This window comes from Aeribacillus sp. FSL M8-0254 (assembly GCF_038008845.1).
Lineage (GTDB): Bacteria > Bacillota > Bacilli > Bacillales > Aeribacillaceae > Aeribacillus > Aeribacillus composti.
This window is the reverse complement of sequence record NZ_JBBOZY010000001.1, coordinates 3,504,376-3,528,117: the sequence shown is the minus strand read 5'-3', so window position 1 is coordinate 3,528,117 and position 23,742 is coordinate 3,504,376. Positions and strand designations below refer to the sequence as shown.

Here is a 23,742-nt window from a genome sequence, read left to right as displayed (position 1 = left end):
CATAACACCACGCCCGCAGAGGCTCCATGTCAAGCGACCAGCGATGTCAATGAGATCAAAATTAAATTTCACTTATTGGTGTCCAAAATATTGACTTAAATCCAATGATCAACAGTAAAAGGGTGTAATGTATAGTGTATGCTTGCAAAGCTGTCGCGTTTGATTTTCATGTCATGTGGAGAAAATGGGTAGTGGACAATGTTCAAAGGAATAGAAATCATTATACAGTTTATATTATGATGATGTTAAATGTATGATATTTATTGGAGTGATGATGGTGAAACTGACATTCACTAATATTGGTATGGTTGAAAAAGCAGAAATTGAGTTAAATGGCTTAGTATGCATTGCGGGCGAAAATGATACTGGAAAAAGCACCGTTGGCAAATTGTTATTTTCGATTGTCTATGCGCTTAATCATTTTGAGGAAATGTTTGAACAAGACCGCACCCATTATTTATTAAATCAAGCAGAACTGTTTTATTTCAGGCTTCGCCGCTTAATTCGTTTATCTGACGAAGATCGTTTGTTTTTTGGAGTGGAATTTCAACATGAATTATCGCATTGGCTTAATTCTGGTGAAAATGTGACGGAGAAATTAACAGCAACAATTGAGAAGCGTCTATTGAAATTAGAACATTTGCACTTAGATGAAGAAGGAAAGAACCTATTAGCGGATATGCTCACGGAAACCATTGACTTTTTGAATGTTGCTCGTGATGAGGAAAAAATAAAGCAAGAAGCAGTGGAAATGGTGATGAGAAGCGAATTTCAAAAATCCATTTCACGTCTTAACAATGAAAACGCTGAATCGCTTGTTTCGATTACGGAAAATCATCAAGAAATTCTTCGCCTGGCTTTAAAAAACAATCGTTTGACGGAATTTAAGTTGGGAGATCCTCTCTACTATAAGGATGTTATTTATATTGAATCTCCATTTGTATTTTACTTTATCGATTTGCTGCAACGATTTATGGCTAGACGCCTAATGCAAAGAACAAATCGGGACCAAAGCATTCCATATCATTTAAAAGATTTATTTGAAAAGTTGAAATCGAAAAATCCGCAAATGTTTTCGATGTCAGAACATATTGCGAAAGATGCAAGTGAAAATTCACTATATCATTCTCAACTTGAGAGCTTAATGGGCGGGAAAATGTATTATAAAGAGATGGAAGATGAATTTGTTTTTCAACGGTCAGGCGGGCAGGAAGAAAAGTTTGCATTAATGAATACAGCCACAGGAATTAAAGCGCTGGGAATTTTTCAATTGTTGTTGCAGTCGGGATGGTTGACGAAGAGAACGCTTCTTATCATTGATGAACCTGAAGTTCACTTGCATCCTAGCTGGCAAATAGAGTATGCGCGAATTTTGGTCGAGCTAGCCAAAAGCGAAGGGGTCCATATATTAGTAAATTCCCATAGTCCATATTTTATCGAAGCTCTTAAAGTTTATAGTGACCAAAAGGGGCTTGAAGAGGATATGAAATTTTATCATGCCCAAAAAATTAGCACGTCTTCATCTGTCATTCGAGATGTTACGAATCAGCTCGAGGAAGTTTTTCAGCTATTGACAGAACCTTTTCACCAATTAGAAGAGGAGACATTGCAGGATGATGAAGATAGATGAGTTAAAAGCACTATTGCAAAACAAATACAGAGAATTTTTTCAATCCATCGAGGACATCAGCAGGGATGATCAAAATAACGAAAGTCTTTGTTCTTCTCCATTTGTTTGTTTAGCATTTGATAATGCTATTCAAGATTTAGCAAGTAAAAAGGGGGAAGATGCATTAAAATCCCCCGACCTTCTTCATATTCAAGACAATCAATTACTTTTTGTAGAATTTAAGAACGGCAAAATTGATAAAAAAGAACGGCAAAGCCTCAGATTGAAGGCAATCGAGGGACCTTTTATAGGTCTATATGAAATGATAAAAGAACATGATCCTTCTATATCATTTCATGACATCGTCAAAATAGATAAAGTATATTACGTTGTGTACAATTAGGAAAAAAATCCTCAGAAAAGAACAGCTGGGTTACAAAGACATTTGGAAGGACAACAAATCCGTTTTTCTTTAAAAAAATATAAAGGCACTTTCATGAAGGACGTAAAAACGATATGCGCAACCGTATTTTTAGAATCGGTTGTTTCGAAGTGGAAATAGATGAAGAGTGTCTATGATTGATTAAAAGTTTAGTAGTTTTCATCATCGATGGTGCTGGCTACATTGGCAGGGCAGCCACGGGATGAAAGAGCTGTTGCATAGAAAAAGGTCGCTGTGCTGCAACTTATCGACCGGTCATCGCTATTTAGTTGATGAACGAGCGGTGTTTGTTCAAGGAGATTTAGGGAACAAAGCGGATCTTGAACCGATTTTTGAAAAATACCCGATTCAAGCTGTCATGCATTTTGCGGCGAACAGCTTAGTCGGCGAATCAGTGGTGAATCCGCTGAAATATTATCAAAACAACGTTGCTGCTACATTAACGTTGCTAGAAACAATGTTGAAATATAATGTGAAAAACTTTATTTTTTCGTCTACTGCGGCAACGTATGGAATTCCGAATGTCGAATTGATTACGGAAGATTGCCCAACAAATCCAATTAATCCATACGGCCGTTCAAAGTTGATGATCGAGCAAATTTTAGCGGATTTTGCTTCTGCGTATGGGTTGAACTATGTCGTCCTTCGCTACTTTAATGCGGCTGGGGCGCACGAGTCGGGGGAAATTGGCGAAGACCATGACCCAGAAACGCATTTAATCCCGATTGTTTTACAGCATTTGTTAGGCCAGCGCGACAAAATTTCTGTCTTCGGTACGGACTATGGTACGGCGGACGGAACATGCATTCGTGACTATATTCATGTCACTGACCTAGCGAAAGCGCATATTTTAGCGCTTGCAGCATTGTTGACGGGTAAAAAGAAAACTGCCATTTACAATCTCGGAAACGGCTTAGGTTATTCCGTTAAAGAAGTGATAGAAACTACTGATGAACAGTTTGTATCAAATTTATGTTAAAATGAATATAAGATTTATACAAAAAGGAACGATTAGCATTGTTGAGAGATGTTAGTGATTGGGAACGGATCGGATATGGTAGAAAAAGTACATTGGAGAAAGAGGAATTGATATCTCCAGAGAAAATACATTATCTTATAAAATATCCTCGACAATTTAAAGAAGGAGTTTCTTGGGAGGATATTACAGAATTAATTGCCGCTGAAATTGGAGCTATATTTGGTTTGGAAATGATGAAGGTAGAAATTGTAACTAGGAACGGTAGAAGAGGATGTCTTCTGCGAAATTTTGTAAAAGAATATGATGCAAAAATGGCTGAAGAAGGCGGAGTTTTATTATCAGCACTAGTAGATGATTATACGAAGCTCCAAGAATCCTCATTGAAGGGCATGGAACTTATTGATGCTGGATTCAAAATAATGAGGGAGTTTGCATATTGGAAGGCCATAAAATCAGAATTTATAGATATGCAATTGTTTGATATTCTTATTGGCAATCAAGATAGGCATCCATTTAATTGGAAATTACTATTTCTCGAAACAGGAGCAAAGTTCTCCCCCATTTATGATAACGGTGCTTCCTTAGGTTTTCGATTTGATGATGAAAAGCTCATGCAAATGGTTTCGAATCCCCAAGAAATGAACAAATATACCGAGAAAACAAAGGTTAAGGCGGGTATATTTGAAAAGAAAAAAGTCAAAGCTAAAGACTTGTTAACATATATTAGTAAAAACTTTACAGATGAGTTTCATCAAAGTATCCAAAAGTTAGTTGAATTTGATTTAATAAGGTATTCTGATTTTATTCAATCATTAGATATTTTTAGCGAGGCACAAAAAGACTGGTTATTGAGTATAGTGCCTTTTCGAAGAAAGAAAATATTGGAGTGGATTGGAAGGGGTGATCAATAACATGAAAAAAGTTCATACACTTTTAGTGGTTTGGCAAAATCCCAAAACCCGTTCTTTTTATCATATAGGAACTCTTTCTCATTATGATGGCTATTATGAGTTCACTTACACCTATAATGCCTCTGGTCACGGAAAACTGAAAGATGCATTGAATAACGGGTATATGTTGCATCCAGCTTTCCCAGACCCAACTAAAATATATCGATCAAAGGAGCTGTTTCCGGCGTTTGAACGCCGATTGCCGTCACCAGATCGTGCGGATTTTAAAGCCATTTTGTCCGATTTAGGTCTGGATGAGAATTCCACTAAGATGGACTTGCTTCAACAAACACGTGGGCGGTTAGCCAGCGACACTTATTCTTTTGAGCAGCCGCTGCGTCTTGAAAACGATGGCAAGCTGCGCGTCAGCTTTTTTGTTCATGGCATGCGCCATCAAAATCTTCCTCAAAATTGGGCAACATGGCTGGCCATTAACGAAACGTTGAAATTAGTACAAGAACCAACAAACGCTTATGACCCTCATGCTGTTGCTATTTACACTCATGGGGGGAAGAAGCTTGGATATGTTCCGGCTTTTTATAGTAAGGCCATCTTTTCCTTGTTAGAAAATGGAGTGAACCCTTCTGTTCGTGTTGTGTATATGAATGAAAAATCAACACCTCATTGGTGGCTGAAAGTAGCCTTTGAGTGCGAGATTCCTTCTTTCCAAGGTGCAACATTGGATGAATTAGCCCCTGTTATGGGATAATACCTGCCGTGCTTCGAAGTTTGTCAAAGATTTAACATTAGGGGGGATGGCTTGGTCATTGCCATGGATATTGATAACCTCGGCAACGGCTTAGGCTATTCCGTCAAAGAAGTGATTGAAACATGTGAAAAAGCACCGAACGCAAAGTCATTTGAATCCATCGATCGCCGCCCAGGCGAACCGGTGCGCCTTGCCGCCTTATTCACAAAAAATTGATGAAGAACTTGGATGGAAAGCGGAATATTCGCTCGAACAAATCATCGAAAGCGCGTAGAAGTGGCATCGTTAAAAAGTAAGATAAACACAAAGGCCTCCTGCAGAATGAGTATCAGCGGGAGGCTGTTTATTTTTATATAGTCACCTCGTCGGATTTTGCTTTGATATTTAATGTTCCGCCTGTTTTTCGCAATATTTTTTGTAATCTAATGATATACGTAGATTTAGGGCAGGTGTTCTAACTCTTGTAGTAATAATCCTTCCTTCCAAAATATATTCTGGGAGATATGGATGTAATTGTTCGATTGTTTTTGAAATTTGCTGTACGGCTTTTTCTAGATCAGACCCTTTCAGTTCTATAAAGAATGCTCTTTTATCTTCATTAATTAAAAATAGGAAGTCACATTTTATCCCTTCTGTAAGAATACAGCCATCTACCCGATATAGTGCGACTTTTTTCCTTTTGTTGTTTATAAATTTTATCCCCCGACCGTTTTCTTCAACTGTTACCAAACTTCGGTTATCGTTGTATTCTAGGCATCTTTCCCATGCTTGAATCGGCATCTTTAATCTCTGTAAAATGTAACTTGATGTTCAATAATGAAAAAGATATGATGTATATAAAGAAAAGATGACAAAAGTTGGGGAAACTAGAGGTATGTTTAATGAGGTACTTTATTGGTTATCATGGTACTAGCTCAGTCTTTGCTGAAAAAATTCTACGCACAAATTTTATCGTGGATCACACAAAAGTTGGCTGGTTAGGGACAGGTATTTACCTGTTTGAAGAAAATCAGGAATTAGCTCGTTCATGGGCAAATTATAAGTACTCTAATAGTAAAAAGGGAGTAATTAGGTGTGAAATAGAAATAGCGGAGGAAGAAGTATTTGATGTTGTAGATCCTCTAGGTGAACATAACAAATTTTTTCATGCTGTAAGAAAACAACTTATTGAACAAGAAATTAAAAAAAGAAATTTACAACTTAGAGCTAAAAACCGAAAGGATTTTGATGGAAAAACATACAATTTTATTTGTAAAGCCAAGGGATTTAAGTTAGTAAGAGCAGCAACATATACCTACCAAGATTACGACAGAATTTTTGGATGGAATTCCAGAGTGCCAAATGGTGTTGAATTATGTGTTAAGGACATAAATTGTATAAAAAACAAGCAGCTTGTTTAGTGAGGTGGAAAGAAATGATGAACGCTGAATTAGAAGCTAAAAAGCTATTTGAGTCTTTATCGGATGAAGAATTAATACAATTGCTTCAAGAATCCGGCTTCGAAGTGATAAAAGGGAACGGTGAAGTTATTTATACAGAATCTAATGAGTATGTTAATGTTGTTAGTGGCAAGGTAACGGTCAAGTTTAATCCGAGCAACCCAACGGCGGAAAAGCCAACAAAAATGGATTCTTTTCCTTTTGCTTGTTAATTTATGGTATAGGAGTATTCATGATGAAGGATGCAGTTAGTGTATTACGATTTCATACTTATTCTGTAGATGAAATGGTCTATCGTAGAAATTACGACTTCTTTTCAAGCGAGCAAGAAATTGAACTTGACTTTCATTTAGAGGGAAAAGCAATTCTCTCCGATGAGAATGATAAATCAATCATTATCTTGACCTGTGAGATCTTTAGCGATGATTTTGAAAAAAATAATGTTCCTTTTTATTTAAAGACAACCGTAAGAGGATTCTTTACATGTAGTGAGGAAGTAAACATTGAGGACTTTCAGTTTCATGGCATGGCCATTTTATTGCCGTACGTTAGATCAATCATAACAAGTTTTACTGCCCAATCAGGTATTAATCCAATTATTTTGCCACCTATAAATGTATATAAGGTTTTTGGGAAATCAGAAACTGAATAACCCCTCAAATATTTAAGAGTCTGATATAAAACTATATAAAACTAAATACGGGTCTAAGCATAACAAAAGAGTCAACCTTTGCTGTTGACTCTTTTGTTATTATATCTTGGTTCGGTGCCTGTCACCGCCCGAAATTTGTCGAAATATTGGTAATTGAAAGATAAAAGGGAGGGTATTACAATAATGGGTAAGAACTAATGTTCTGTGATTGGGAGGGATGGATGAGTGACGGTGAAGATTTTAAGCATTGGGTTAAGGGGGTTAGAAGGGTATCGAGTGCAGGTGGAGGTGCAGGAAGTGCCGGGGATTGCGGCGATGGTGATTGTTGGGTTGCCGGATGCATCGGTGAAAGAGGCAAAGGAACGTGTTCTTGCTTCGCTTTATGCTTTCGGATGCGACGTTTTTGATAAAAGACTCGTTGTTCATTTGTCTCCGCCGGAGCGGAAAAAGCATAGCCCGATGTTTGATTTGGCGATTGCTTGGTTCGGTGCCTGTCACCGCCCGAAATTTGTCGAAATATTGGTAATTGAAAGATAAAAGGGAGGGTATTACAATAATGGGTAAGAACTAATGTTCTGTGATTGGGAGGGATGGATGAGTGACGGTGAAGATTTTAAGCATTGGGTTAAGGGGGTTAGAAGGGTATCGAGTGCAGGTGGAGGTGCAGGAAGTGCCGGGGATTGCGGCGATGGTGATTGTTGGGTTGCCGGATGCATCGGTGAAAGAGGCAAAGGAACGTGTTCTTGCTTCGCTTTATGCTTTCGGATGCGACGTTTTTGATAAAAGACTCGTTGTTCATTTGTCTCCGCCGGAGCGGAAAAAGCATAGCCCGATGTTTGATTTGGCGATGGCGATTGGGATTTTGAAGGCAATGGGCAAGCTGACAGCGCCGGCTTCCTCCGATGCAGCGTTTTTAGGTTCGTTATCGTTGGATGGAACGATTCAGCCGGTGGATGGCATGCTTCCTGCGATATTGGCAGCAAAGAAGCTCGGTTTTCAAAAAATATACCTTCCGTATGATCCCACACTTCCGCTTCATCATTTGAAAGATCTCGATTGTATCTTTGTTCAGACGTTGGAAGAAACGGTGCAATATCTGCAAGGACAACGTGTTCTTTCGTTACCCCCAGCTTTTCGCTCTCCTGAAATTACGAACTCCCCGCGAAAGCATCATCGAGATTTTCAATCGATTATTGGTCATCATCAAGCAAAGCGTGCATTGGAGATCGCAGCGGCAGGCGGACATAACGTGTTAATGGTTGGACCGCCTGGGTGCGGGAAAAGTTTGTTAGCGGAAACGTTTCCGTCGATTTTGCCGGGTCTTTCTCATGATGCGCAGTTAGAGGTGATCAGTTTGTACCAGCTGGCAGGAGAAAAAATCGAGAGCGGCTATCCACCTTTTCGTCATCCGCATCATTCCGCTTCATCGGTTTCTTTAATTGGCGGGGGAACGCACCCAAAGCCTGGCGAAGTGTCGCTGGCACATCGCGGTGTTTTATTTCTCGATGAAATGGCGGAATTTGCAAAAAAGACGCTGGATATGCTTCGCCAGCCGTTAGAGACGGGGAAAGTGACGATTAGCCGTATTTCGTCGACGGTGACATATCCTGCGGACTTTATTTTGCTTGGGGCGATGAATCCGTGTCCGTGCGGATATTTAGGCTCAAGAACCCGCTATTGCACATGTAGTCCGAAACAAATTCAAGCGTATCGAAATCGTGTTTCCGGGCCGATTTATGACCGGATGGATGTTTTATTACCATTGGAAGTCATTGATTTCACCAAAGAAACGAGGGTTTCGGAATCTTCGGAAACCATAAGGAAAAGAGTAGAAGAAGCAAGAAGAAAGCAATATGAACGTTACGGAAAAGAAATAACGAATGGGCGTGTTCCTTTTGAGTTATTAATGGAAAAAAGCCCGCTTGCTAAAAGGCAGCAACACCTGTTGCAGCAATGGGCATCCCAGCATCAATGGAGCAATCGTGTGCAAACGAAAATCATTCGGCTGGCAAGGACTATTTCCGATTTAAAGGGAACCGAAGAGATAGCAGATGAATCGCTTTGGGAAGCGATGACGCTAAGATGGCTGAAAACATATACGAAGCAACAGGCAACAGCGAGGTAAAAAGAATGGGACGGCAAAAGCGGATCTGGGTGCCCCATCGGTTTTATCATATCGTTTGCCGCGGCAATCGGCGTGATCCCCTATTCAAGGAAACAAATGATTTTCTCGCTTTTCTTCATATCCTCCACCAGCTACATGAAAAAATCCCGTTTGAAATAGCCGCATATTGCCTTATGACGAATCACTTTCACCTGCAGCTGCGCTCAAAACAGGAGCCGATTTCGAAAGTCATGGCGCTCATGAACAAACGGTATGCAAATTATTATAATACTCGCTATCGTTTGACGGGACATGTATTTGAAAAGCGTTATTATGGTAAATTGATTGACAATGATAGCGGAATGTTGGAAGTGAGTCGATATATTCATCTCAACCCGGTAGAAGCTCATTTGGTACATGCGCCGGAACTTTACCGATGGAGTAGTTTTTATTTGTATATGCATCCAAAATCGCTGCCTCCGAAATTTATGAATATGGATGCATTATTAGATTACCTTTCAGGCACAAAAACAGAGCGGAAGAAAAAATATGCTGAATTTGTGAGGGGGTGAGGCTGCCTGTCGCTTGTCAGCCATCGAAAGCGCGTGGAAATGGCATCAGTGGAAAGGGTCCAAATGGTCGAGACGCCCTTGATGGGGCGGTTTGTTTTTATGGGTGCTGTTAACTGAATATTCGGTCTATTAATTGGTTAATAGGTCGTGCTGGCGGTCGGTTATGGAACAGTCCATACGTCACAGGTATATTTTCGTAAAAAGTTTATGGAGGAAAAAGGATTAAGAAGAAACGTGTAGGAATAAAGGGATTGATGTCCATATCACGAATATGGGAAGATGAACTAGGAGTGATTGGCGTAACAAATGTTGGCAGTTCTGTTTAGGTGATGCGCATGAGTGTTTATTGCAAAATAAAAATACAGAGTTCTGCAACAAAAAATGCAGAACTTGATTGCATAAAAAAAGGCTTGCCAGCTTAGTGGCCCATGGAAGCAACCTGCCCACCCCTAAAATAAGGCTAATTTAAATGTTTTCACAAAAAAACGCATCCAGCAACAAACAGCGTTACTGGATGCGATCAGTAGGAGTATTTTTAAAACGGATTATAAAACCGGCTTCCATCATGGAATGTGATGATTAAGGTGACAATGAACAGAATAGTAAATAGAGCGATTGCAAAGTAGTCACTTTTTTGAAAAGGTCTTGCACTATACCATGTGCGTTTTTTGTTTTTGCCAAAGCCGCGCAGTTCCATTGCATTGCTGATGGTATCAATTTTATTTAGGCTTGATAAAATAAGCGGTGCAAGGATGGAGGCAGCATTTTTGATCCGTTTAGGAAGTTTTTCTTTGCGGGACATGTCAAGGCCTCTAGCTTGTTGGGCGCGTGCTATATTCCGAAAATCCCGCTGTACGTCCGGTATATATCTTAATGCCAAAGAAACAGCATACGAAATTCGATAACTCACACCGATGCGATTGAGGGAAGCGGCGAATTCGCTCGGATGAGTCGTCACAATAAAAAGCAAAGCCGCTGGGATCACTGTGAAATATTTTAACGTAATATTCAATTGGTAAAAAAGTTGTTCCAATGTGACGTTATACCTTCCTGATATTTCAAATAACACATGGCTGGAGCCGTAAATTTTTACTCCTTCTTGCGGTGAAAAGACATAAATGGCAACATTGTTTATGAAAAGAAATACTAAAATAAATACAAGAACAAACAATATCTCTTCAAGTTTAATTTTTGGATTCTTCATCACTTTTGGTGATTTTACAGTAAAAAAGAAAACATTTTAGAATTCCTGGCAATAATGTTAGCTAGCACACCACATTAATTAGGAGGTTTCTAAAATGTTTTCTGTACCACTAGAATTGCCAGAATTTAAAGTTATTAAACAAGAAATGCATTCTACTCATTATACCGTCCATGTTGAAAGAAAAGAGAAGGAGGCACGCTGTCCCCAATGTGGCTTTTTCACCTCTTTTGTCCATGACAGGAGGACAAGAAAAGTACGTGATTTATGCGTACTAAATAAGCCACTATATCTTTTGGTGTGTGTAAAACGGTACAAATGTGAAAACTGTCAAGAGATTTTTACAGAAACGTATGAATCCATTATGTCACGCCAGCACTATACCAATCGATTTCGACTTTTTCTGTATGAACAAGTCTTGGGAACAACCATTCAGGATGTCAGCCGTAAACATGGTATAGCTTATTCCACTGTAGAACGTATTTTTTATACGGTTGCCCAGGAAAAGGTGGACCTTCATGAAGAATATCTTGAAAAAATGCAGGACCAACAAGACATGGCCCTAAGTCTGGATGAAGTATCCGTCCGAAAAGGCCATAAATACGAAACGGTCCTCTTAGATGCCAACCTAGGTGCTGTCATGGGGATGGGCCAGAACCGCGATTATGAGTCAACGCTGAAGCTTTTAAACCAAAAGGTAGTGGCTTCTGACCGGGTAAAAACCATTGTCATGGATATGTGGGACCCTTTCCACAAGGCTGTCCGGAAGGCTTTTCCATGCGCCGATATTGTCATTGATAAATATCATGTGGTTCAAAAGGTAACTCAAGCTTTAGATCAAGTCCGTAAGAAAATTCCTGGCTTGAAAAAAAGTCGTTTCCTCCTCTTGAAAAGTTATGAAAACTTAAAAGAATATCAAAAAGAACAGTTAGATGAACTCTTGGAAACACATGATGAGCTGGCTTACAGCTATGGTCTGAAGGAACTGTTTCGGGACGTGTATAGATCCCCTGACTATGAGACAGCTCAAGTGCTCCTAACCGAGTGGATTCAATTCGCATGGAGTAGCCCTTTTCCGTCTTTTCATGAGGCCGCCAAGACACTGGAAAATTGGAAAGTGCAAATCCTGCAATACTTTAAGACACCTTTTACAAACGGAAGAACAGAAGGAACCAACCATAAAATTAAGAACATAAAACGCCGGGCTTATGGATATAGGAACCTACATCGATTTAGAACACGTGTATTTTTGGAATGTACAGGAAAAACTTATCAAGAACAGGCGTCCTAGCCCCTCCTTCTTCAGCATTATGGTGGATGATAGTTGGTGGAAAGGAAGCCGTCAAGGAAAGCACTTGACCGCTTCCTTTCCACCAACTGGCCGGTCTGTAAGCTGAAGAAGGAGAGATTGTGAGGGGCCATAATCTAGCTAACTAATTGCCAGAATTGTGCTTAAATCACAAACTATGGTGAAGAGACAATTTTTGAAATAATAAAAATGAGAATACTAATTAAAAATAAAAATAGTAGAATACGAGTGTCGTATGTCAGCATAGCTGCTGTCGACCATAAGATAAAGCATATTAGTTTTGTTACACCTGTCAACTGATGAACAGGAGATTTTCGGTCAATATAAGATAGCATCTCGGCTGCCAACCTGCCTTACCTCCCGATCATATTCTATGAAACGTTCCACAAACTTCCTCGGTTCTGGTATTCCTGTTTTTAATGCCAGGTTATAAAGAGACGTTTCTTTTAAATTTGCCTGTTTGATGATGTCAATATCAGAAAGGACATTGACAGCAGAATCATCGGCAATTTTCCTGCCTTCTGCAAATACTATCGCTCTTTCTGTATACTCCAGCATTAAATGCATATCGTGAGTAATCATCATAATTGTGACGCCTTGCTGATTTAATTGAACAAGAAACTCCATAATATCTGTATAATGGCGAAAATCTTGTCCGGCAGTTGGCTCGTCCAAAATAATGATGTCTGGTTCTAACACTAAAATGGAAGCAATCGTAACCCGCTTTTTTTGACCGAAGCTTAATGCTGAAATCGGCCAATTCCGAAATGGGTACAGCCCGCAAATTTTTAATGTATTGTCGACGCGTTCTTTTATTTCAGCTTCCGCTACGCCGCGAACCTTTAAGCCTAAGGCTACTTCGTCAAAAATCATATGCTTTGAAATCATATGATTTGGATTTTGCATGACCATGCCGATTTTTAACGAGCGTTCTTTAATCGTTTCGTTTGTTATATCCTTGCCGTTAAACAATATGCTCCCTGAGGAAGGCTTTTCAAATCCACAAATTAATTTTGTAATTGTAGATTTCCCTGCTCCATTTTTTCCAACAATGCTCACCATTTCCCCTTTGTTAATTGAAAAAGAAACATCCTTTATCGTTTCGTGACCTGGTGAATAGCTAAACGAAATATTTTTCAGCTCTAAAATTGTTTTTCCTTCTTTACTTGGCGTTTTTGGATTTGAATCTTCAAACCATTCCAACAAGTTTTTTCGGCATAAATCCGCTTTAAACTGATTGAAATAATATTCGGTGCCTGTCACCGCCCGAAATTTGTCGAATCATTGGTGATTGAAAGATAAGATAAGGTGTATTACAATAACATTATCAGAACATACGTTCTGAATGTATATGGTGGCAAAGTTTTCATTAGAACGTCTGCTGGTTGAGATTTGTCAAGAAGTGCGTTTTGGAAGGTGATGCGTTTTCTTTTATCTGGAAAATATGCAAATAACTTCGGCTTTTCTTTAGATAAACCTCTACTCCCCTCCAAATTCTCCTCGAAAGGATGTTCCCGTTATGAAGGAATACCTCGATTTAAAATTGGATTTTATGTTTAAACAATTGTTCGGCCATCCGAGCCGAAAGCAGCTTACAATCGCTTTTTTGAATGCGGTTTTGCATCGGACAGGCCATGATCGTATCATCGATGTGCAGTTTGATAACACAGAGCTGGCAAAAGAGTTCGAAGAAGGGAAAATGAATCGGCTTGACGTGCTCGTGTGGACCGACCGAGGCGAGCGGATTAACGTGGAAATTCAAATCATTGACCAGCACGATATGCCGGAGCGGATTTTGTATTACTGGGCGAGGCTCTTTTCCCAGTCGCTCTTCAAAGGCCAAGGGTACAGCGAACTTCCTCCCACCATTATGATTGCAATTCTCAACTACCCGCTCTTTCCGCATGAAACCGATCGGTTTCACACCATCTTTCATATCCGCGAAGATAAAGAACAATTTCTTTGGAGCGCGCATCTTGAATTTCACGCCATTGATTTATCACAATTTATGGTAAAATGGAAGAAATATAGACGTGATGTGAAGCGATCTTCGGAGTGGCCCTGGTTGATGATGCTGTCAGCGGTGGATGCCCGGAAACAAGAGATTGATGAGACGATTCTCAAGGAACTGGAGGTGTTGGCGATGAACGAGCAAGAAATTCGCAAAGCATTGGAAGAGTGGGAGAAGCTAAGCGTCAGTTCCGAAAATCGCTACGCGTATGAAATGCGGCTGAAATGGCTGCGGGATCAATTGTCCAATCTTCTTGGCGAGCGGCGTGCGGGGATGGAGGAAGGGTTGAAACAAGGGCTAAAGCAAGGTCGGGAGGAAGAACGGAAGAACATGATCCGACATATGTCGGCGAAAGGAATGGCAGCGAAAGATATTGCCGATCTCACTGGACTTGCGGAAGAGGAAGTGCGAAAGTGGTTGAAATAGATTGCCTGTCATTTGTCGAAGCCGTTTGACAGTGGTTTAGGCTTATTCATCCGAAGAAGTAGTGGAAACGTTAGAAAACCTGCCGCCTAATAAGGCTTTGCTGCGCCATCGAAAAATAAATGTAGCACTCGGTAGGCGAAAAAAATGAAAGTGCTCTTGCATGAAACTGAAGATCGCACTTTCCTTTTAAAGGACTTTTCCATGCAAGAGCTATTTTATATCCCCTAATTTTTGAGCTACGGGTATTATTCAATAGAAACCATGCTGGTCATTCAGCATGTTGGTATCATGGACTCTAGCGATTGGGCAAATCGCCGAATTCCCTCGGGAATGGATTTTGTTTCTACTCGGCCGTAGGTAAAACGTATATATTTAATTAATCAAATTGAAAATAAAAAAGAGTCACAATCTGTATCTCAAATATTAAGAAGTATGCCAGTTTGGGGAAACTGGTGCGGACCTGGACATGGTGGCGGTGTACCAAAAAATAAATTAGATTCTTTATGTATGACACATGATCTTTGCTATAAAGTAAAAGGATATTTCAATTGTGGCTGTGATAAAGCTTTAGTAGCTGGGATAACTGCCGCTCTTCCATTTATGAAATCTGACGAAAAAAGAGCTGCCTTAGCAGTAGCAGCTTACTTTAGTATAGCACCTTGTAAAAAATAATAGAGTGGGGAATTAAATGATTTATAAACTTATCATGTTTATAATATTTTGTATTTTAATGTTTATAGGATATTTAATTGAATGGATTACAGGAGGGAGACCTTGAATTTAGGATCATTATCTTAGTCAGTTCTTGAAAAATACAAAACATCAGCTAGTACTTTCGCTTGTTGACAAAGTCTCTGCTTAGACAGTCTACAAGCTTTATTACTATATCTAAAAGTTTGACAGAGTACACTAAAGAAAAGCCCGAAAATACTGGTGTTTTGGACTTTACCCACAACACGAGGGTGTCTAATAAGTTGTTTTTACGGCATGATTTTACGTAATAGCCGACCAAGCCCTAACTTTTCCCATACCTTTCGGAACAGATAAACTGGCCCAAACTCTTTTGTCCAAAGCACGGAGACAGAAGAGGAAGAACCTTGCCCGTGAATTCGGTCAAAGTAACGCTCTGAAAATTTGGCTAATCCCTCGATTTATTGATCGACAGAGCCATTCTCTAATAAATGTTCTAACCTCCCTAGATTACAAAGTGTTTGTTGCCGAACTTTATTGTCTACACGAAATGTACGACATATTTGTAGATATTGACGAACAGAACCATTTTTATTTTTTTGCTTGGGTCAGGTGCCTATCACCACTCGATGCCCTGTCTGAGCTCAAGGGATGGTAAAAAAAGGTATACACATTCGTCTGTCATGGCAAGGGATGAGAGTCCAAAAGCACTTACGCAGGAAATTCAAAAAATGGTTCGCTAACACCTATGACTTACACCTGTTTTCAGCGAACCAAAAAAGCTACAATAAAGTCTTGACTGACTCCGGAAAACGATGCTCATACACAAATGCACATTTATTTGTTAAAATATTAATTATATTCTGACAAAAATGAAACCTATCGTTTTCGGAAGCAAGAGGTATTCTTTCGAAAAATTTACATCCATGAAACAAAATCATTAAATATACAAAGTAATCTATATATGGAATAAACGGTTTGCGGCCGTTTTATCACCGACAGAATGGGGGAGGGTGCAGTGGAGAAGATTGCCTCGCATGCGTATGAAACAAAGAGGCAGCCGGGCTGGAAACTGTATGTTTCGTTGCCGATTTTATCGTGGGCGTTGTATGATTTTGCGAATACGATTTTTTCCTCGAATGTGAATACGATTTTTTTCCCGCTTTATGTTTCGGAAACGGTGGGAAAAAGCGAGAGCTTGAACCAAATCGCCAGTACATTTATTTCGTATGCAAATGCGTTAGCCTCTTTCTTTTTAGTGATATTTTCACCTTTATACGGCACATGGATTGACCGGACCGGGAGAAGAAAGAAATGGCTTGGGATTTTTACGACTCTTTCGGTTACGGCGACTTTGCTTATGGGTGTTGCCGGATATTCGAATCTTGGGAATGCCATGTTTGGATTGCCGGCGTCTTTTGTCATAATCGTGCTTTTATTTGTCGCAGCAAAGTTTTTTTACCATTCGAGCCTTGTTTTTTACGATTCCATGATTTCCAGTTTGGGGAATAAACAGGAAATACCGCTTATCTCCGGTTTTGGCGTTGCTGTCGGATATGTCGGAACGCTTGTCGGGCTCGCTGTGTATCCGTTTGTTGGAGAAATGGATTACTATCGGGCTTTTATTCCAAGCGCCCTTTTGTTTCTCCTCTTTTCTTTCCCGCTGTTTTTCTTTGTCAAAGAAGAAGCCGAAAAAGCCGATGCCTTAAAGCGAAAGGCCGGATTTTTTGCAGGCTATCGGGATATTTATGCAACATTGAAAGAAATGAAAAAGTATCAAAACATTTTTACTTTCATGATTGCTTATTTCTTTTTGAATGATGCGGTGGCGACGACGATCGCCATCATGTCCGTTTATGCTAAAGTCATTGCCGGGTTTACGGCAGGGGAGTTCATCCTTTTATATTTAGTCTCCACAGTTTCGAGTATTATCGGTTCCTTTCTTTTTGGCTATATTACGAGAAGCAAGGGAGCCAAAAAAGCGGTTTTGTATGTCGGCATCGTGATGTGCATCGCACTGGCGATAGGGGTGCTTGCTTTTTCCAAGCTATCTTTTTGGATTGCTGGGAGTTTGTTCGGCGTCAGTTTAGGAGCGATGTGGGTCACTTCGAGAACATATATAGTCGAACTTTCCCCGCCAGATAAGCAAGGGCAATTTTTCGGACTGTTCGCTTTTTCTGGAAAAGTGTCAGCCATCATTGGTCCAGCGATTTATGGAAGCATTACCCTCCTTTTTCATTCATACGGAAACATTGCCAATCGGTTGGCGATGGGATCGCTTTTGCTGATGGTGCTCCTTGGCATTTTCTTTTTGCGGAAGGTAAAGCCACAGGCGCCTGCCGCGCCGAAAAGCTGATGAGAGGTTTTAAGGAGGACATTGCCGAAAGCTATTCCGTCATTGAAATCATGGAAGCACAAATAACTACCAGCCGCCATCTGGGCGCTCTTGTTCGTCTTTCTTGTTGCCTCATCGCTAAAAATTTATGAAGAACTTTTTTTAAAATTGGTTCTAAAATGAATTGACTTAACCGGACAAAAAATTAAGGTCAAGTAGATGAACACCATATCTGAGCATACTGCTTATTTAGCATAAATGATCCGAATAAAATTTTACATGGAGTGGCGGACATGTTAGGCTTGATGCCTTGCGAAGCAAGGATTGGCGCTCGCTCCTTTCGTTAGGAAACATGTCCGCAGAAGCTCCGTGTCAAGCGATATAGACCTAAAATTTTATACAGGGAATGGAATATTCGTATTTTGTCATTCATACATTTTTTAATTGCCAAAAACAGATAAATAAAGCAAAAAGGTTGGTGTTTAAACTTTCGGAGCCAGTTCGACAGCGGCGCGAATGGCTTCGAGCATGCTGCGTTCGTCCGTCAGATTTTTTCCTGCGATATCAAAGGCTGTTCCATGGTCGACAGATGTGCGGATGATACCGCCTTTGAGGCCGACGGTGATGTTTACTCCGGCTTCCAGCCCCAGCACTTTAATAGGGGCGTGCCCTTGGTCATGGTAGCAAGCGACAACAATATCAAAATCTCCGCGCACCGCACGGTAAAATAATGTATCTGCCGGATATGGTCCGGTTGCATTGATTCCTTCCACTTGTGCTTTTTGGATGCCGGGAATGAGTTTTTCCTCTTCCTCTCCATTGCCAAACAGTCCGTTTTCTCCAGCGTGAGGGTTGATGCCGCACACGGCGATGCTTGGGTTTTCTTTTCCAGCTCTTGTCAACGTTTCATGAGCCAGTTTAATGACTTTGTAGGTCCGATCGGGATTAATCATTTCTATCGCTTTAATTAACCCGACATGGGTAGTAATATGAATGACTTTAAGTTTTGGAGAGGATAACATCATCGCATAATCTTGAGTGCCCGTTAAATCGGCCAAAATTTCTGTATGTCCCGGGTATAGATGTCCGCCTTTGTGCAGGGCTTCTTTATTTAAAGGAGCTGTACAAATGGCCTGTATATATCCGTTTTTAGCTAATTCGATGGCACGTTTTAAAAATTGGAATGCGGCATCTCCTGCAGCTGCTGATACTTGTCCAAAAGACAAATTGGCAGGAAGCAAATTTAAATCAATGCAATCAATTGTACTGTATTGGTAAGTTGCTTCCTTTACAGATGAAATAGGGTGAATGGTCAGTTTGGAATTGGTAATTCTAGCTGCCCGTTCTAATATTTTTGCATCTCCTATCACTAAAGGATTGCATTGCTCATAAATGGATCGGTTTTGTAGGGCTTTTACGATAATCTCCGGTCCAATACCGGCAGCATCTCCCATCGTTATTCCGATGATAGGTTTCATTTGACATCTACTCCTTGTAATTGGTGAATTGCTTGAATAAATGTATTTTCCGAACCAAAGGCTCCCGCCTTTGTCACTACATGCATTCCTGAGTCATGAATTAATTTCGCTATTGGCACTCCTGTTTCCACTTCATCCAGCAATTCAAAACCCGAAGCTCCGATTTTCTCGCATACATGTTTTGCAGTATCCCCGCCTGTTAATATCATCCCTCTAAAATAGCCCTTGTTGATCAATGTGGAGGCAACTTCGCCTAATTTTTGAACAATGAAATTGCTTATTTCTATTGTGCTTAATCCTTTCGATTTTCCTATTTCCTGTACCTGTTTTATTTCATTGGGTGAAGCAGAAGAATATAGTGCGACATGATAACCCTGTTTGACCCAATCCTCTGCCTGGTGAATGGCTTTTTTCATTTCATCGCAGCGAATTTGGTCATCACTAACCAATCTTATGGAATCAAGCTGTACACCTTTGACATTCGTTAAAGAAAGGGCAAGATCTAACTGTTTGCGGGATACTTGGCTGACGCTACCAACTACTAGCAGGATGGGCTGTCGATTTTGATCAATCTTGATCGTTCTTTTTGCTTTTTGAAGCTGATAAACCTCGGGAAGGTAATTAGCCAGACCTGCCGACCCGACCCATACGACTTTTTCGTTAATGTGGCAAACGTATTGTGCGATACAACACAAATCTTCTTCAGTTAAAGAGTCAAAGACAATGTAAGGAATATGATTCGCACGATAATCGTTTAGTCTCTCTTTTACTTTATCAAATCCGAGACGAAGTGTTAGATAGTCAATTAATCCTATAGGACGCTTTGTCTGTTTGGCAATTAAACTGGGAATATACGACTCTTTAACTGGACATTTAGGGTCTCTTGATATTTCTGTCTCATGTAGCAATGTATCGTGTAAAAAATGATATCCTTTATAAGTGGTTCTTCCGTTTTTGGGATAACCTGGCGCAATAATCATAAATGTCGGCTTTATTGCATCGTAAACAGCATCGATTTCCGCTCCGATATTTCCTCTAAGGGTGGAATCGATTTTTTTGTAGATAATCGGGAAACAATCTTTTAGTTTTTCCGATACGACCTTTACTTTCTCATAGGCTTCTTTCTTAGATAAAGAGCGGCTATCAGTATCAATGACAACCGCATCGTTTTCGTCTAGTTGGCTCGAATGCAGTTGAAATAGTACGGATGTTTTTAAACCGTAATGAGCAAGCTGAACGCCGCTGTCGTTGGCTCCTGTTAAATCATCTGCGATGATTGCGATCTTCATGGTGCATCTCCTTCCTTAAATGGAGGAGCCCAAGTCATAGACATGGGCTTTATGGGTTAGTTTGGTAATTGGTAGTATTGCTGCAATTTATTTTTCTTTTCCAATCGTTTCGCCAAAAACGCGATGTAAATTGGTAGTAAAATCGCTGTCGTGACCGTACTTGCCGCTACTTGGACTGTCGCTAAATCAGCTACGCTTGCGAAAGAAGCATTCGCTGCCGCGATCGCAGCAGGAGTAGCTACAGCGTTTCCTGCGGTAGAGCCTTCAGCAGCACCGACAAGTGGATTCCAGCCGAATGCTTTAAAGATTAAGTATCCGGCAGTTCCTGTTAACAATACTGTAGCTACGCCCAACAATACGCCACTTAATCCCCCTTTGATGATGGCCCCAAAGTCGATCCCCATTCCTAAGGCGAACGCAAAAAATGGTATTAACATATCGCTGCCTTTTGCTAAAAATTCTCTCATTTCATTGTCTAAGTTTCCAAGTATCATGCCGATTGCAATTGGAAGTAAAACGGAGATAAAGGAGACAATGGAAAACATTCCATCGACAAACCCCATTGCGCCGAAAATAGATAACGCTACCATTGTTAAGAATGGTCCATCATTTAATGCTAATAGAGAATAGGCCGCTTTGTCATCTTCTTTCCCATACTGACCGACAATCGCCATATAAAGACCGCCGTTACTGTTGGTCATTGCCGCAATAATAGCCAGTGGTGTTAAACCTAAAAATAAACCACTTGGACCAGCTGCTATATAGGCGATTAATCCTACAAGTGCCCCTACCGCCCACTTGACGAACAGTAATGTAAACCCTTTACCAAGCGCAATGCCTGCGCTTCTTACATTAATTTGTGCTCCTGCGCAAAGTAAAAATAGAGCGATTAAAGCACTTGCGCTGTTGACGAATAGCGCTTCTGTAAAGTTGCCGATTCGAAGCAGATTCGGTGCGAACGTATTGATCGTCGCGGCCAACAGCAATGGCACGACCATCATTCCACCAGGAATGCGGTCTAATGTTGCCTTAATTTTCATTCTTTCTCCTCTCCTTTGTTGTTGTTTTAAAATGAAACAATTTTATAAAAAATATAATAATAAACCGCTTTCAATTTAATTTTATTAGGGTATGTTTTATTTATCAACAATATTTTTACATAAAAATAATAAAACTGAAATAATGTTGCATTATGCAACATTATTTCAGCTTTCTCCATAACGTACTTCGATTGATCCCCAATCTTTTGGCTGCTCTTGTCTGATTCATTTCTTCTTCTTGTAACACTTTCCAGATAATATCCTTTTCAATCTCAGCTAGCGGTTTATTGAGATCAATCACGGAACAACCTAGTTGAGCGTGTTCATCTGTATTTTTCCAAATGTTGTTTAAATCTTCTTTATTAATATACTCATTATTCGTAAACTGGACGGCTTGTTCAATCACACTGCTTAATTCTTGTAAATTATTTTTCCAAGTACGGCTGTACAGCCATTTTAGCGCTTCTTCCTGCATGCCTACGATTTGCTTTCCATATTTGACGTTATATTGTGCAATAAATTTTCGAACATATTCGTTTAAATCTTCCGCGTGTTCTTTCAGAGACGGCAATCGAATTTGGTTTTGTTTAAATTGTTTAAAAATTTGAACCGATAATTTTTTTTGCTGCAACAAATCAATCGGGTTATCATGAAATAAAAAAATAATGCGTGCTTTTGTCTGGTGGATCAGGTGCGCTAGATGATTTTGGTGTTCCAACCGCAAACGTTCAACGCCTTCGAAAACACATGTCCCTATGTCCAAATGTACTAAGATAAGCTTGAGATAGTCTGCTATCTCGCGATGATCTTCTAAGACTCGGATGAGCAACAGAAAACTATCTTTCGCCTCGCTTTCACAATGAATGATTCCTGCTAGTGTTTTTTTTCCAGTTCCTTTTTCTCCGTATAATGCAACTGGCTTATTATGTGCAGCAGCCTTTTTCCCTTGCTTAATAACAGCTTTCATCAATTGGCTATTCCCGAGAATCTGTGAAAAGGAAGTCATGATTGGTTGTATGGCAGCAACGGATAGGCCATAATCTTGTTGGTCTTCCTTCTCTTCGGCTGAAAACCGCAGGTAATACTGGTGGTTTTCGGAGTTATCTATTTTAAGATACCCTTGCCGAAACTGCATATGTTCATCATCTGTAACGAAAGTGTACAATATTTCTATTGGTTCAATTTTTTTGCATAATTGTGTGCATGCATTGTTGAGAAATGGAAAATACGAATAAATAGTAGATTTATCCGAATCATTTTTGAGTGCTGGAAATATTTTTTGAAAAGAAGAACTAGTAAATTGTATCATGCCATTTTCGTCATAAACAACTAAAGGTTCTTTTGTTTTTTGCAGCAGTTGTTGATATACCTTTGTTTGTTTGGCAGTGTTTTTAATAATTTGATAAGTTTGTTTTGCTTGTTCAAACGCTTCGATTATGGACTCTCTGCCTGAAGTAATCAGTATGCTCTGAAGCCCGTTCGCTTCCGCAGTCTTGCAAGTAATCGTGTCTCCGATAATCGCTTGGGCGCCGTTGGCTTTAGCTTGTTGGACTGCCTCCTCTACCTCTTCTTGGTCATGGATAATGGTATAAGGAATTTTAACATCTAAAAGATTGGATACAGAAACAAAACCTTGGCATATGTTTAGGAATCCAATAATGTGAAGATGTGCGTTATGGTCTTTAACCAATGTCAATATACGTAATAAGTCATAGCCTGAGACTTTTATTTCAATAACTGGCAATGAGATATGCTGGCGCAGCAACTGAGCGGTGCCGCCGCGACTGATAATGAGATCATAACCTTCTTTTTCATATTGTTTCGCAATGGGTATAGCCTCTTGTAAATCTCCTTGTACAACTGTAATGTCCAGGGATTGTTGTTCTTTACCGAGAGTTAAGGCTAATTCTTTTAAACCGGGGTAGGGAGCAATCAATAATGTTTTTATTTTCATGTTTATCAATCCACCCATCTCATTTGTTTCTGCTACCATTCATTATAGCCTAGTTTCACTTTGAGGTAAGTTTCCTTATTGTTATTTTAGCTTTTGTCCTCTATCTCTCCCGATCCGGAATGATGGTTCCATTTTTGTAAATGTTGATGAATATTTTGGAAAGGCTGACAGTGGTGAACGGCGTCTTTGCACAGAATTTTGTACAGCTAGCAAGAAATAGGGATATAAAAATGTTTCGTGATGTAGATCTATGGCAATTAGCCGACTTAGCCGGCTTATGAGTGAATCATAACCGTTGTAGATGTAAGGAGATATTTTCGGGAGAGGATAAAGGAAAGCAAATAGAAAATATTTCGTTAGTGAATTTATTGAGGATTTGACAAGATAAGAGATTGAGGTAAAAGAGAATTAAAAGAAGAGGTAGTTTTTTCGGTTGTGTACTTCGCTTTCTAGCATGACTAGTGGGAAAAAGGCTTTTAAGAACCTTCCCCATTTAGTCATGTCAGATCGAAAAATTTTAAATAAAATCATTTCTTTTGATCTTAAATGGGTT

Annotated in this window: 19 protein-coding genes and 6 pseudogenes; 16 read left to right on the top strand and 9 right to left on the bottom strand. The window is 39.8% G+C overall.

Going from position 1 to position 23,742, the window contains the following annotated elements; genetic code table 11:
* The first annotated feature begins 253 nt into the window (after window positions 1–253).
* The 6 genes and pseudogenes from NSQ44_RS17035 to NSQ44_RS17010 form a co-directional block, all read left to right on the top strand.
* Complete coding sequence (locus NSQ44_RS17035) at window positions 254–1,630, top strand: AAA family ATPase (RefSeq protein ID WP_340857783.1); 1,377 nt, start codon at window positions 254–256, stop codon at window positions 1,628–1,630.
* Window positions 1,614–2,012 carry a hypothetical protein gene (locus NSQ44_RS17030; RefSeq protein WP_340857782.1) on the top strand — a complete coding sequence of 133 codons (399 nt, stop codon included), beginning with the start codon at window positions 1,614–1,616 and terminating at the stop codon, window positions 2,010–2,012. Before NSQ44_RS17035 ends, NSQ44_RS17030 begins: the two co-directional genes overlap by 17 nt.
* Window positions 2,013–2,212: 200 nt before the next feature.
* Window positions 2,213–3,006 (top strand): annotated as a pseudogene (gene galE / locus NSQ44_RS17025) (UDP-glucose 4-epimerase GalE); the annotation flags it as partial.
* A 62-nt stretch (window positions 3,007–3,068) separates the two neighbouring features.
* On the top strand, window positions 3,069–3,941 hold the full coding sequence (locus tag NSQ44_RS17020; RefSeq protein WP_340788894.1) for a HipA domain-containing protein: 873 nt from the start codon (window positions 3,069–3,071) through the stop codon (window positions 3,939–3,941).
* Window position 3,942: 1 nt separating this feature from the next.
* Window positions 3,943–4,689 carry an HIRAN domain-containing protein gene (locus NSQ44_RS17015; protein ID WP_091705233.1) on the top strand — a complete coding sequence of 249 codons (747 nt, stop codon included), beginning with the start codon at window positions 3,943–3,945 and terminating at the stop codon, window positions 4,687–4,689.
* A gap of 75 nt (window positions 4,690–4,764) precedes the next feature.
* Window positions 4,765–4,963, top strand: a pseudogene (locus tag NSQ44_RS17010) (UDP-glucose 4-epimerase GalE); the annotation flags it as partial.
* Window positions 4,964–5,073: 110 nt separating this feature from the next.
* Here NSQ44_RS17010 and NSQ44_RS17005 read toward each other — a convergent pair.
* On the bottom strand, window positions 5,074–5,469 hold the full coding sequence (locus tag NSQ44_RS17005) for a hypothetical protein (RefSeq protein ID WP_340857781.1): 396 nt from the start codon (window positions 5,467–5,469) through the stop codon (window positions 5,074–5,076).
* A 101-nt stretch (window positions 5,470–5,570) separates the two neighbouring features.
* Between NSQ44_RS17005 and NSQ44_RS17000 the strand changes: the two genes are divergently transcribed.
* The 6 genes and pseudogenes from NSQ44_RS17000 (at window position 5,571) to NSQ44_RS16975 (ending at window position 9,456) form a co-directional block, all read left to right on the top strand.
* Window positions 5,571–6,089 (top strand): hypothetical protein, encoded by a 519-nt coding sequence (locus NSQ44_RS17000; protein ID WP_340857779.1) that lies wholly within the window; start codon window positions 5,571–5,573, stop codon window positions 6,087–6,089.
* A gap of 17 nt (window positions 6,090–6,106) precedes the next feature.
* Window positions 6,107–6,340: a hypothetical protein gene (locus NSQ44_RS16995; protein WP_340857778.1), complete on the top strand. Its 234-nt coding sequence runs from the start codon at window positions 6,107–6,109 to the stop codon at window positions 6,338–6,340.
* Window positions 6,341–6,363: 23 nt separating this feature from the next.
* Window positions 6,364–6,780, top strand: a complete 417-nt coding sequence (locus NSQ44_RS16990; protein ID WP_340857777.1) for a hypothetical protein — start codon at window positions 6,364–6,366, stop codon at window positions 6,778–6,780.
* A 225-nt stretch (window positions 6,781–7,005) separates the two neighbouring features.
* Window positions 7,006–7,260: pseudogene (locus tag NSQ44_RS16985) on the top strand (magnesium chelatase domain-containing protein); the annotation flags it as partial.
* Between the two features lie 118 nt (window positions 7,261–7,378).
* Window positions 7,379–8,905 carry a YifB family Mg chelatase-like AAA ATPase gene (locus NSQ44_RS16980; protein WP_340857774.1) on the top strand — a complete coding sequence of 509 codons (1,527 nt, stop codon included), beginning with the start codon at window positions 7,379–7,381 and terminating at the stop codon, window positions 8,903–8,905.
* Window positions 8,906–8,910: 5 nt separating this feature from the next.
* Entirely contained in the window at window positions 8,911–9,456 is a 546-nt protein-coding gene (locus NSQ44_RS16975; protein ID WP_340858292.1) for a transposase, read from the top strand.
* Window positions 9,457–9,991: 535 nt separating this feature from the next.
* Here the strand turns inward: NSQ44_RS16975 and NSQ44_RS16970 are convergent.
* On the bottom strand, window positions 9,992–10,660 hold the full coding sequence (locus NSQ44_RS16970; RefSeq protein ID WP_340857771.1) for an energy-coupling factor transporter transmembrane component T family protein: 669 nt from the start codon (window positions 10,658–10,660) through the stop codon (window positions 9,992–9,994).
* Between the two features lie 94 nt (window positions 10,661–10,754).
* On the opposite strand from NSQ44_RS16970, the gene NSQ44_RS16965 reads away from it, so the two are divergent.
* Window positions 10,755–11,948 (top strand): ISL3 family transposase, encoded by a 1,194-nt coding sequence (locus tag NSQ44_RS16965; protein WP_340854666.1) that lies wholly within the window; start codon window positions 10,755–10,757, stop codon window positions 11,946–11,948.
* A 188-nt stretch (window positions 11,949–12,136) separates the two neighbouring features.
* Here NSQ44_RS16965 and NSQ44_RS16960 read toward each other — a convergent pair.
* Window positions 12,137–12,313, bottom strand: a pseudogene (locus NSQ44_RS16960) (energy-coupling factor transporter transmembrane protein EcfT); the annotation flags it as partial.
* Window positions 12,285–13,190 (bottom strand): annotated as a pseudogene (locus NSQ44_RS16955) (ATP-binding cassette domain-containing protein); the annotation flags it as partial. The pseudogenes NSQ44_RS16955 and NSQ44_RS16960, both read right to left, overlap by 29 nt.
* Window positions 13,191–13,485: 295 nt before the next feature.
* Here NSQ44_RS16955 and NSQ44_RS16950 point away from each other — a divergent pair.
* A complete protein-coding gene (locus NSQ44_RS16950) occupies window positions 13,486–14,403 on the top strand; it encodes an Rpn family recombination-promoting nuclease/putative transposase (protein WP_340857770.1) in 918 nt (305 codons plus the stop codon).
* A 432-nt stretch (window positions 14,404–14,835) separates the two neighbouring features.
* Window positions 14,836–15,075 carry a phospholipase gene (locus tag NSQ44_RS16945; RefSeq protein ID WP_340857769.1) on the top strand — a complete coding sequence of 80 codons (240 nt, stop codon included), beginning with the start codon at window positions 14,836–14,838 and terminating at the stop codon, window positions 15,073–15,075.
* A gap of 314 nt (window positions 15,076–15,389) precedes the next feature.
* Here the strand turns inward: NSQ44_RS16945 and NSQ44_RS19105 are convergent.
* Window positions 15,390–15,656 (bottom strand): annotated as a pseudogene (locus NSQ44_RS19105) (IS1634 family transposase); the annotation flags it as partial.
* A 455-nt stretch (window positions 15,657–16,111) separates the two neighbouring features.
* On the opposite strand from NSQ44_RS19105, the gene NSQ44_RS16940 reads away from it, so the two are divergent.
* Window positions 16,112–17,449 carry an MFS transporter gene (locus tag NSQ44_RS16940; protein WP_340857768.1) on the top strand — a complete coding sequence of 446 codons (1,338 nt, stop codon included), beginning with the start codon at window positions 16,112–16,114 and terminating at the stop codon, window positions 17,447–17,449.
* 461 nt (window positions 17,450–17,910) lie between these two features.
* On the opposite strand, the gene pdxA is transcribed toward NSQ44_RS16940, so the two are convergent.
* From pdxA to NSQ44_RS16920, 4 genes are all read right to left on the bottom strand, one after another.
* On the bottom strand, window positions 17,911–18,906 hold the full coding sequence (gene pdxA / locus NSQ44_RS16935) for a 4-hydroxythreonine-4-phosphate dehydrogenase PdxA (protein ID WP_340857765.1): 996 nt from the start codon (window positions 18,904–18,906) through the stop codon (window positions 17,911–17,913).
* Window positions 18,903–20,195, bottom strand: coding sequence for a four-carbon acid sugar kinase family protein (locus tag NSQ44_RS16930; protein WP_340857763.1), 1,293 nt, complete (start codon window positions 20,193–20,195; stop codon window positions 18,903–18,905). Before NSQ44_RS16930 ends, pdxA begins: the two co-directional genes overlap by 4 nt.
* Before the next feature lie 56 nt (window positions 20,196–20,251).
* Complete coding sequence (locus NSQ44_RS16925; RefSeq protein WP_117017418.1) at window positions 20,252–21,235, bottom strand: 2-keto-3-deoxygluconate permease; 984 nt, start codon at window positions 21,233–21,235, stop codon at window positions 20,252–20,254.
* Between the two features lie 160 nt (window positions 21,236–21,395).
* Window positions 21,396–23,189 carry a sigma-54-dependent Fis family transcriptional regulator gene (locus tag NSQ44_RS16920; protein WP_340857762.1) on the bottom strand — a complete coding sequence of 598 codons (1,794 nt, stop codon included), beginning with the start codon at window positions 23,187–23,189 and terminating at the stop codon, window positions 21,396–21,398.
* Window positions 23,190–23,742 lie beyond the last annotated feature (553 nt).

Excerpts from the sequence above, each read along its gene's own strand:
- NSQ44_RS16970 (WP_340857771.1), bottom strand. The coding sequence starts at position 10,660 with ATGAAGAATCCAAAAATTAAACTTGAAGAGATATTGTTTGTTCTTGTA.
- NSQ44_RS16930 (WP_340857763.1), bottom strand. The coding sequence starts at position 20,195 with ATGAAGATCGCAATCATCGCAGATGATTTAACAGGAGCCAACGACAGC.
- NSQ44_RS16945 (WP_340857769.1), top strand. The coding sequence starts at position 14,836 with ATGCCAGTTTGGGGAAACTGGTGCGGACCTGGACATGGTGGCGGTGTA.
- NSQ44_RS16950 (WP_340857770.1), top strand. The coding sequence starts at position 13,486 with ATGAAGGAATACCTCGATTTAAAATTGGATTTTATGTTTAAACAATTG.
- pdxA (WP_340857765.1), bottom strand. The coding sequence starts at position 18,906 with ATGAAACCTATCATCGGAATAACGATGGGAGATGCTGCCGGTATTGGA.
- NSQ44_RS16990 (WP_340857777.1), top strand. The coding sequence starts at position 6,364 with ATGAAGGATGCAGTTAGTGTATTACGATTTCATACTTATTCTGTAGAT.
- NSQ44_RS17005 (WP_340857781.1), bottom strand. The coding sequence starts at position 5,469 with ATGCCGATTCAAGCATGGGAAAGATGCCTAGAATACAACGATAACCGA.
- NSQ44_RS17030 (WP_340857782.1), top strand. The coding sequence starts at position 1,614 with ATGATGAAGATAGATGAGTTAAAAGCACTATTGCAAAACAAATACAGA.
- NSQ44_RS17000 (WP_340857779.1), top strand. The coding sequence starts at position 5,571 with ATGAGGTACTTTATTGGTTATCATGGTACTAGCTCAGTCTTTGCTGAA.
- NSQ44_RS16975 (WP_340858292.1), top strand. The coding sequence starts at position 8,911 with ATGGGACGGCAAAAGCGGATCTGGGTGCCCCATCGGTTTTATCATATC.
- NSQ44_RS17015 (WP_091705233.1), top strand. The coding sequence starts at position 3,943 with ATGAAAAAAGTTCATACACTTTTAGTGGTTTGGCAAAATCCCAAAACC.
- NSQ44_RS16995 (WP_340857778.1), top strand. The coding sequence starts at position 6,107 with ATGAACGCTGAATTAGAAGCTAAAAAGCTATTTGAGTCTTTATCGGAT.
- NSQ44_RS16925 (WP_117017418.1), bottom strand. The coding sequence starts at position 21,235 with ATGAAAATTAAGGCAACATTAGACCGCATTCCTGGTGGAATGATGGTC.
- NSQ44_RS16920 (WP_340857762.1), bottom strand. The coding sequence starts at position 23,189 with ATGAAAATAAAAACATTATTGATTGCTCCCTACCCCGGTTTAAAAGAA.
- NSQ44_RS16965 (WP_340854666.1), top strand. The coding sequence starts at position 10,755 with ATGTTTTCTGTACCACTAGAATTGCCAGAATTTAAAGTTATTAAACAA.
- NSQ44_RS17035 (WP_340857783.1), top strand. The coding sequence starts at position 254 with ATGATATTTATTGGAGTGATGATGGTGAAACTGACATTCACTAATATT.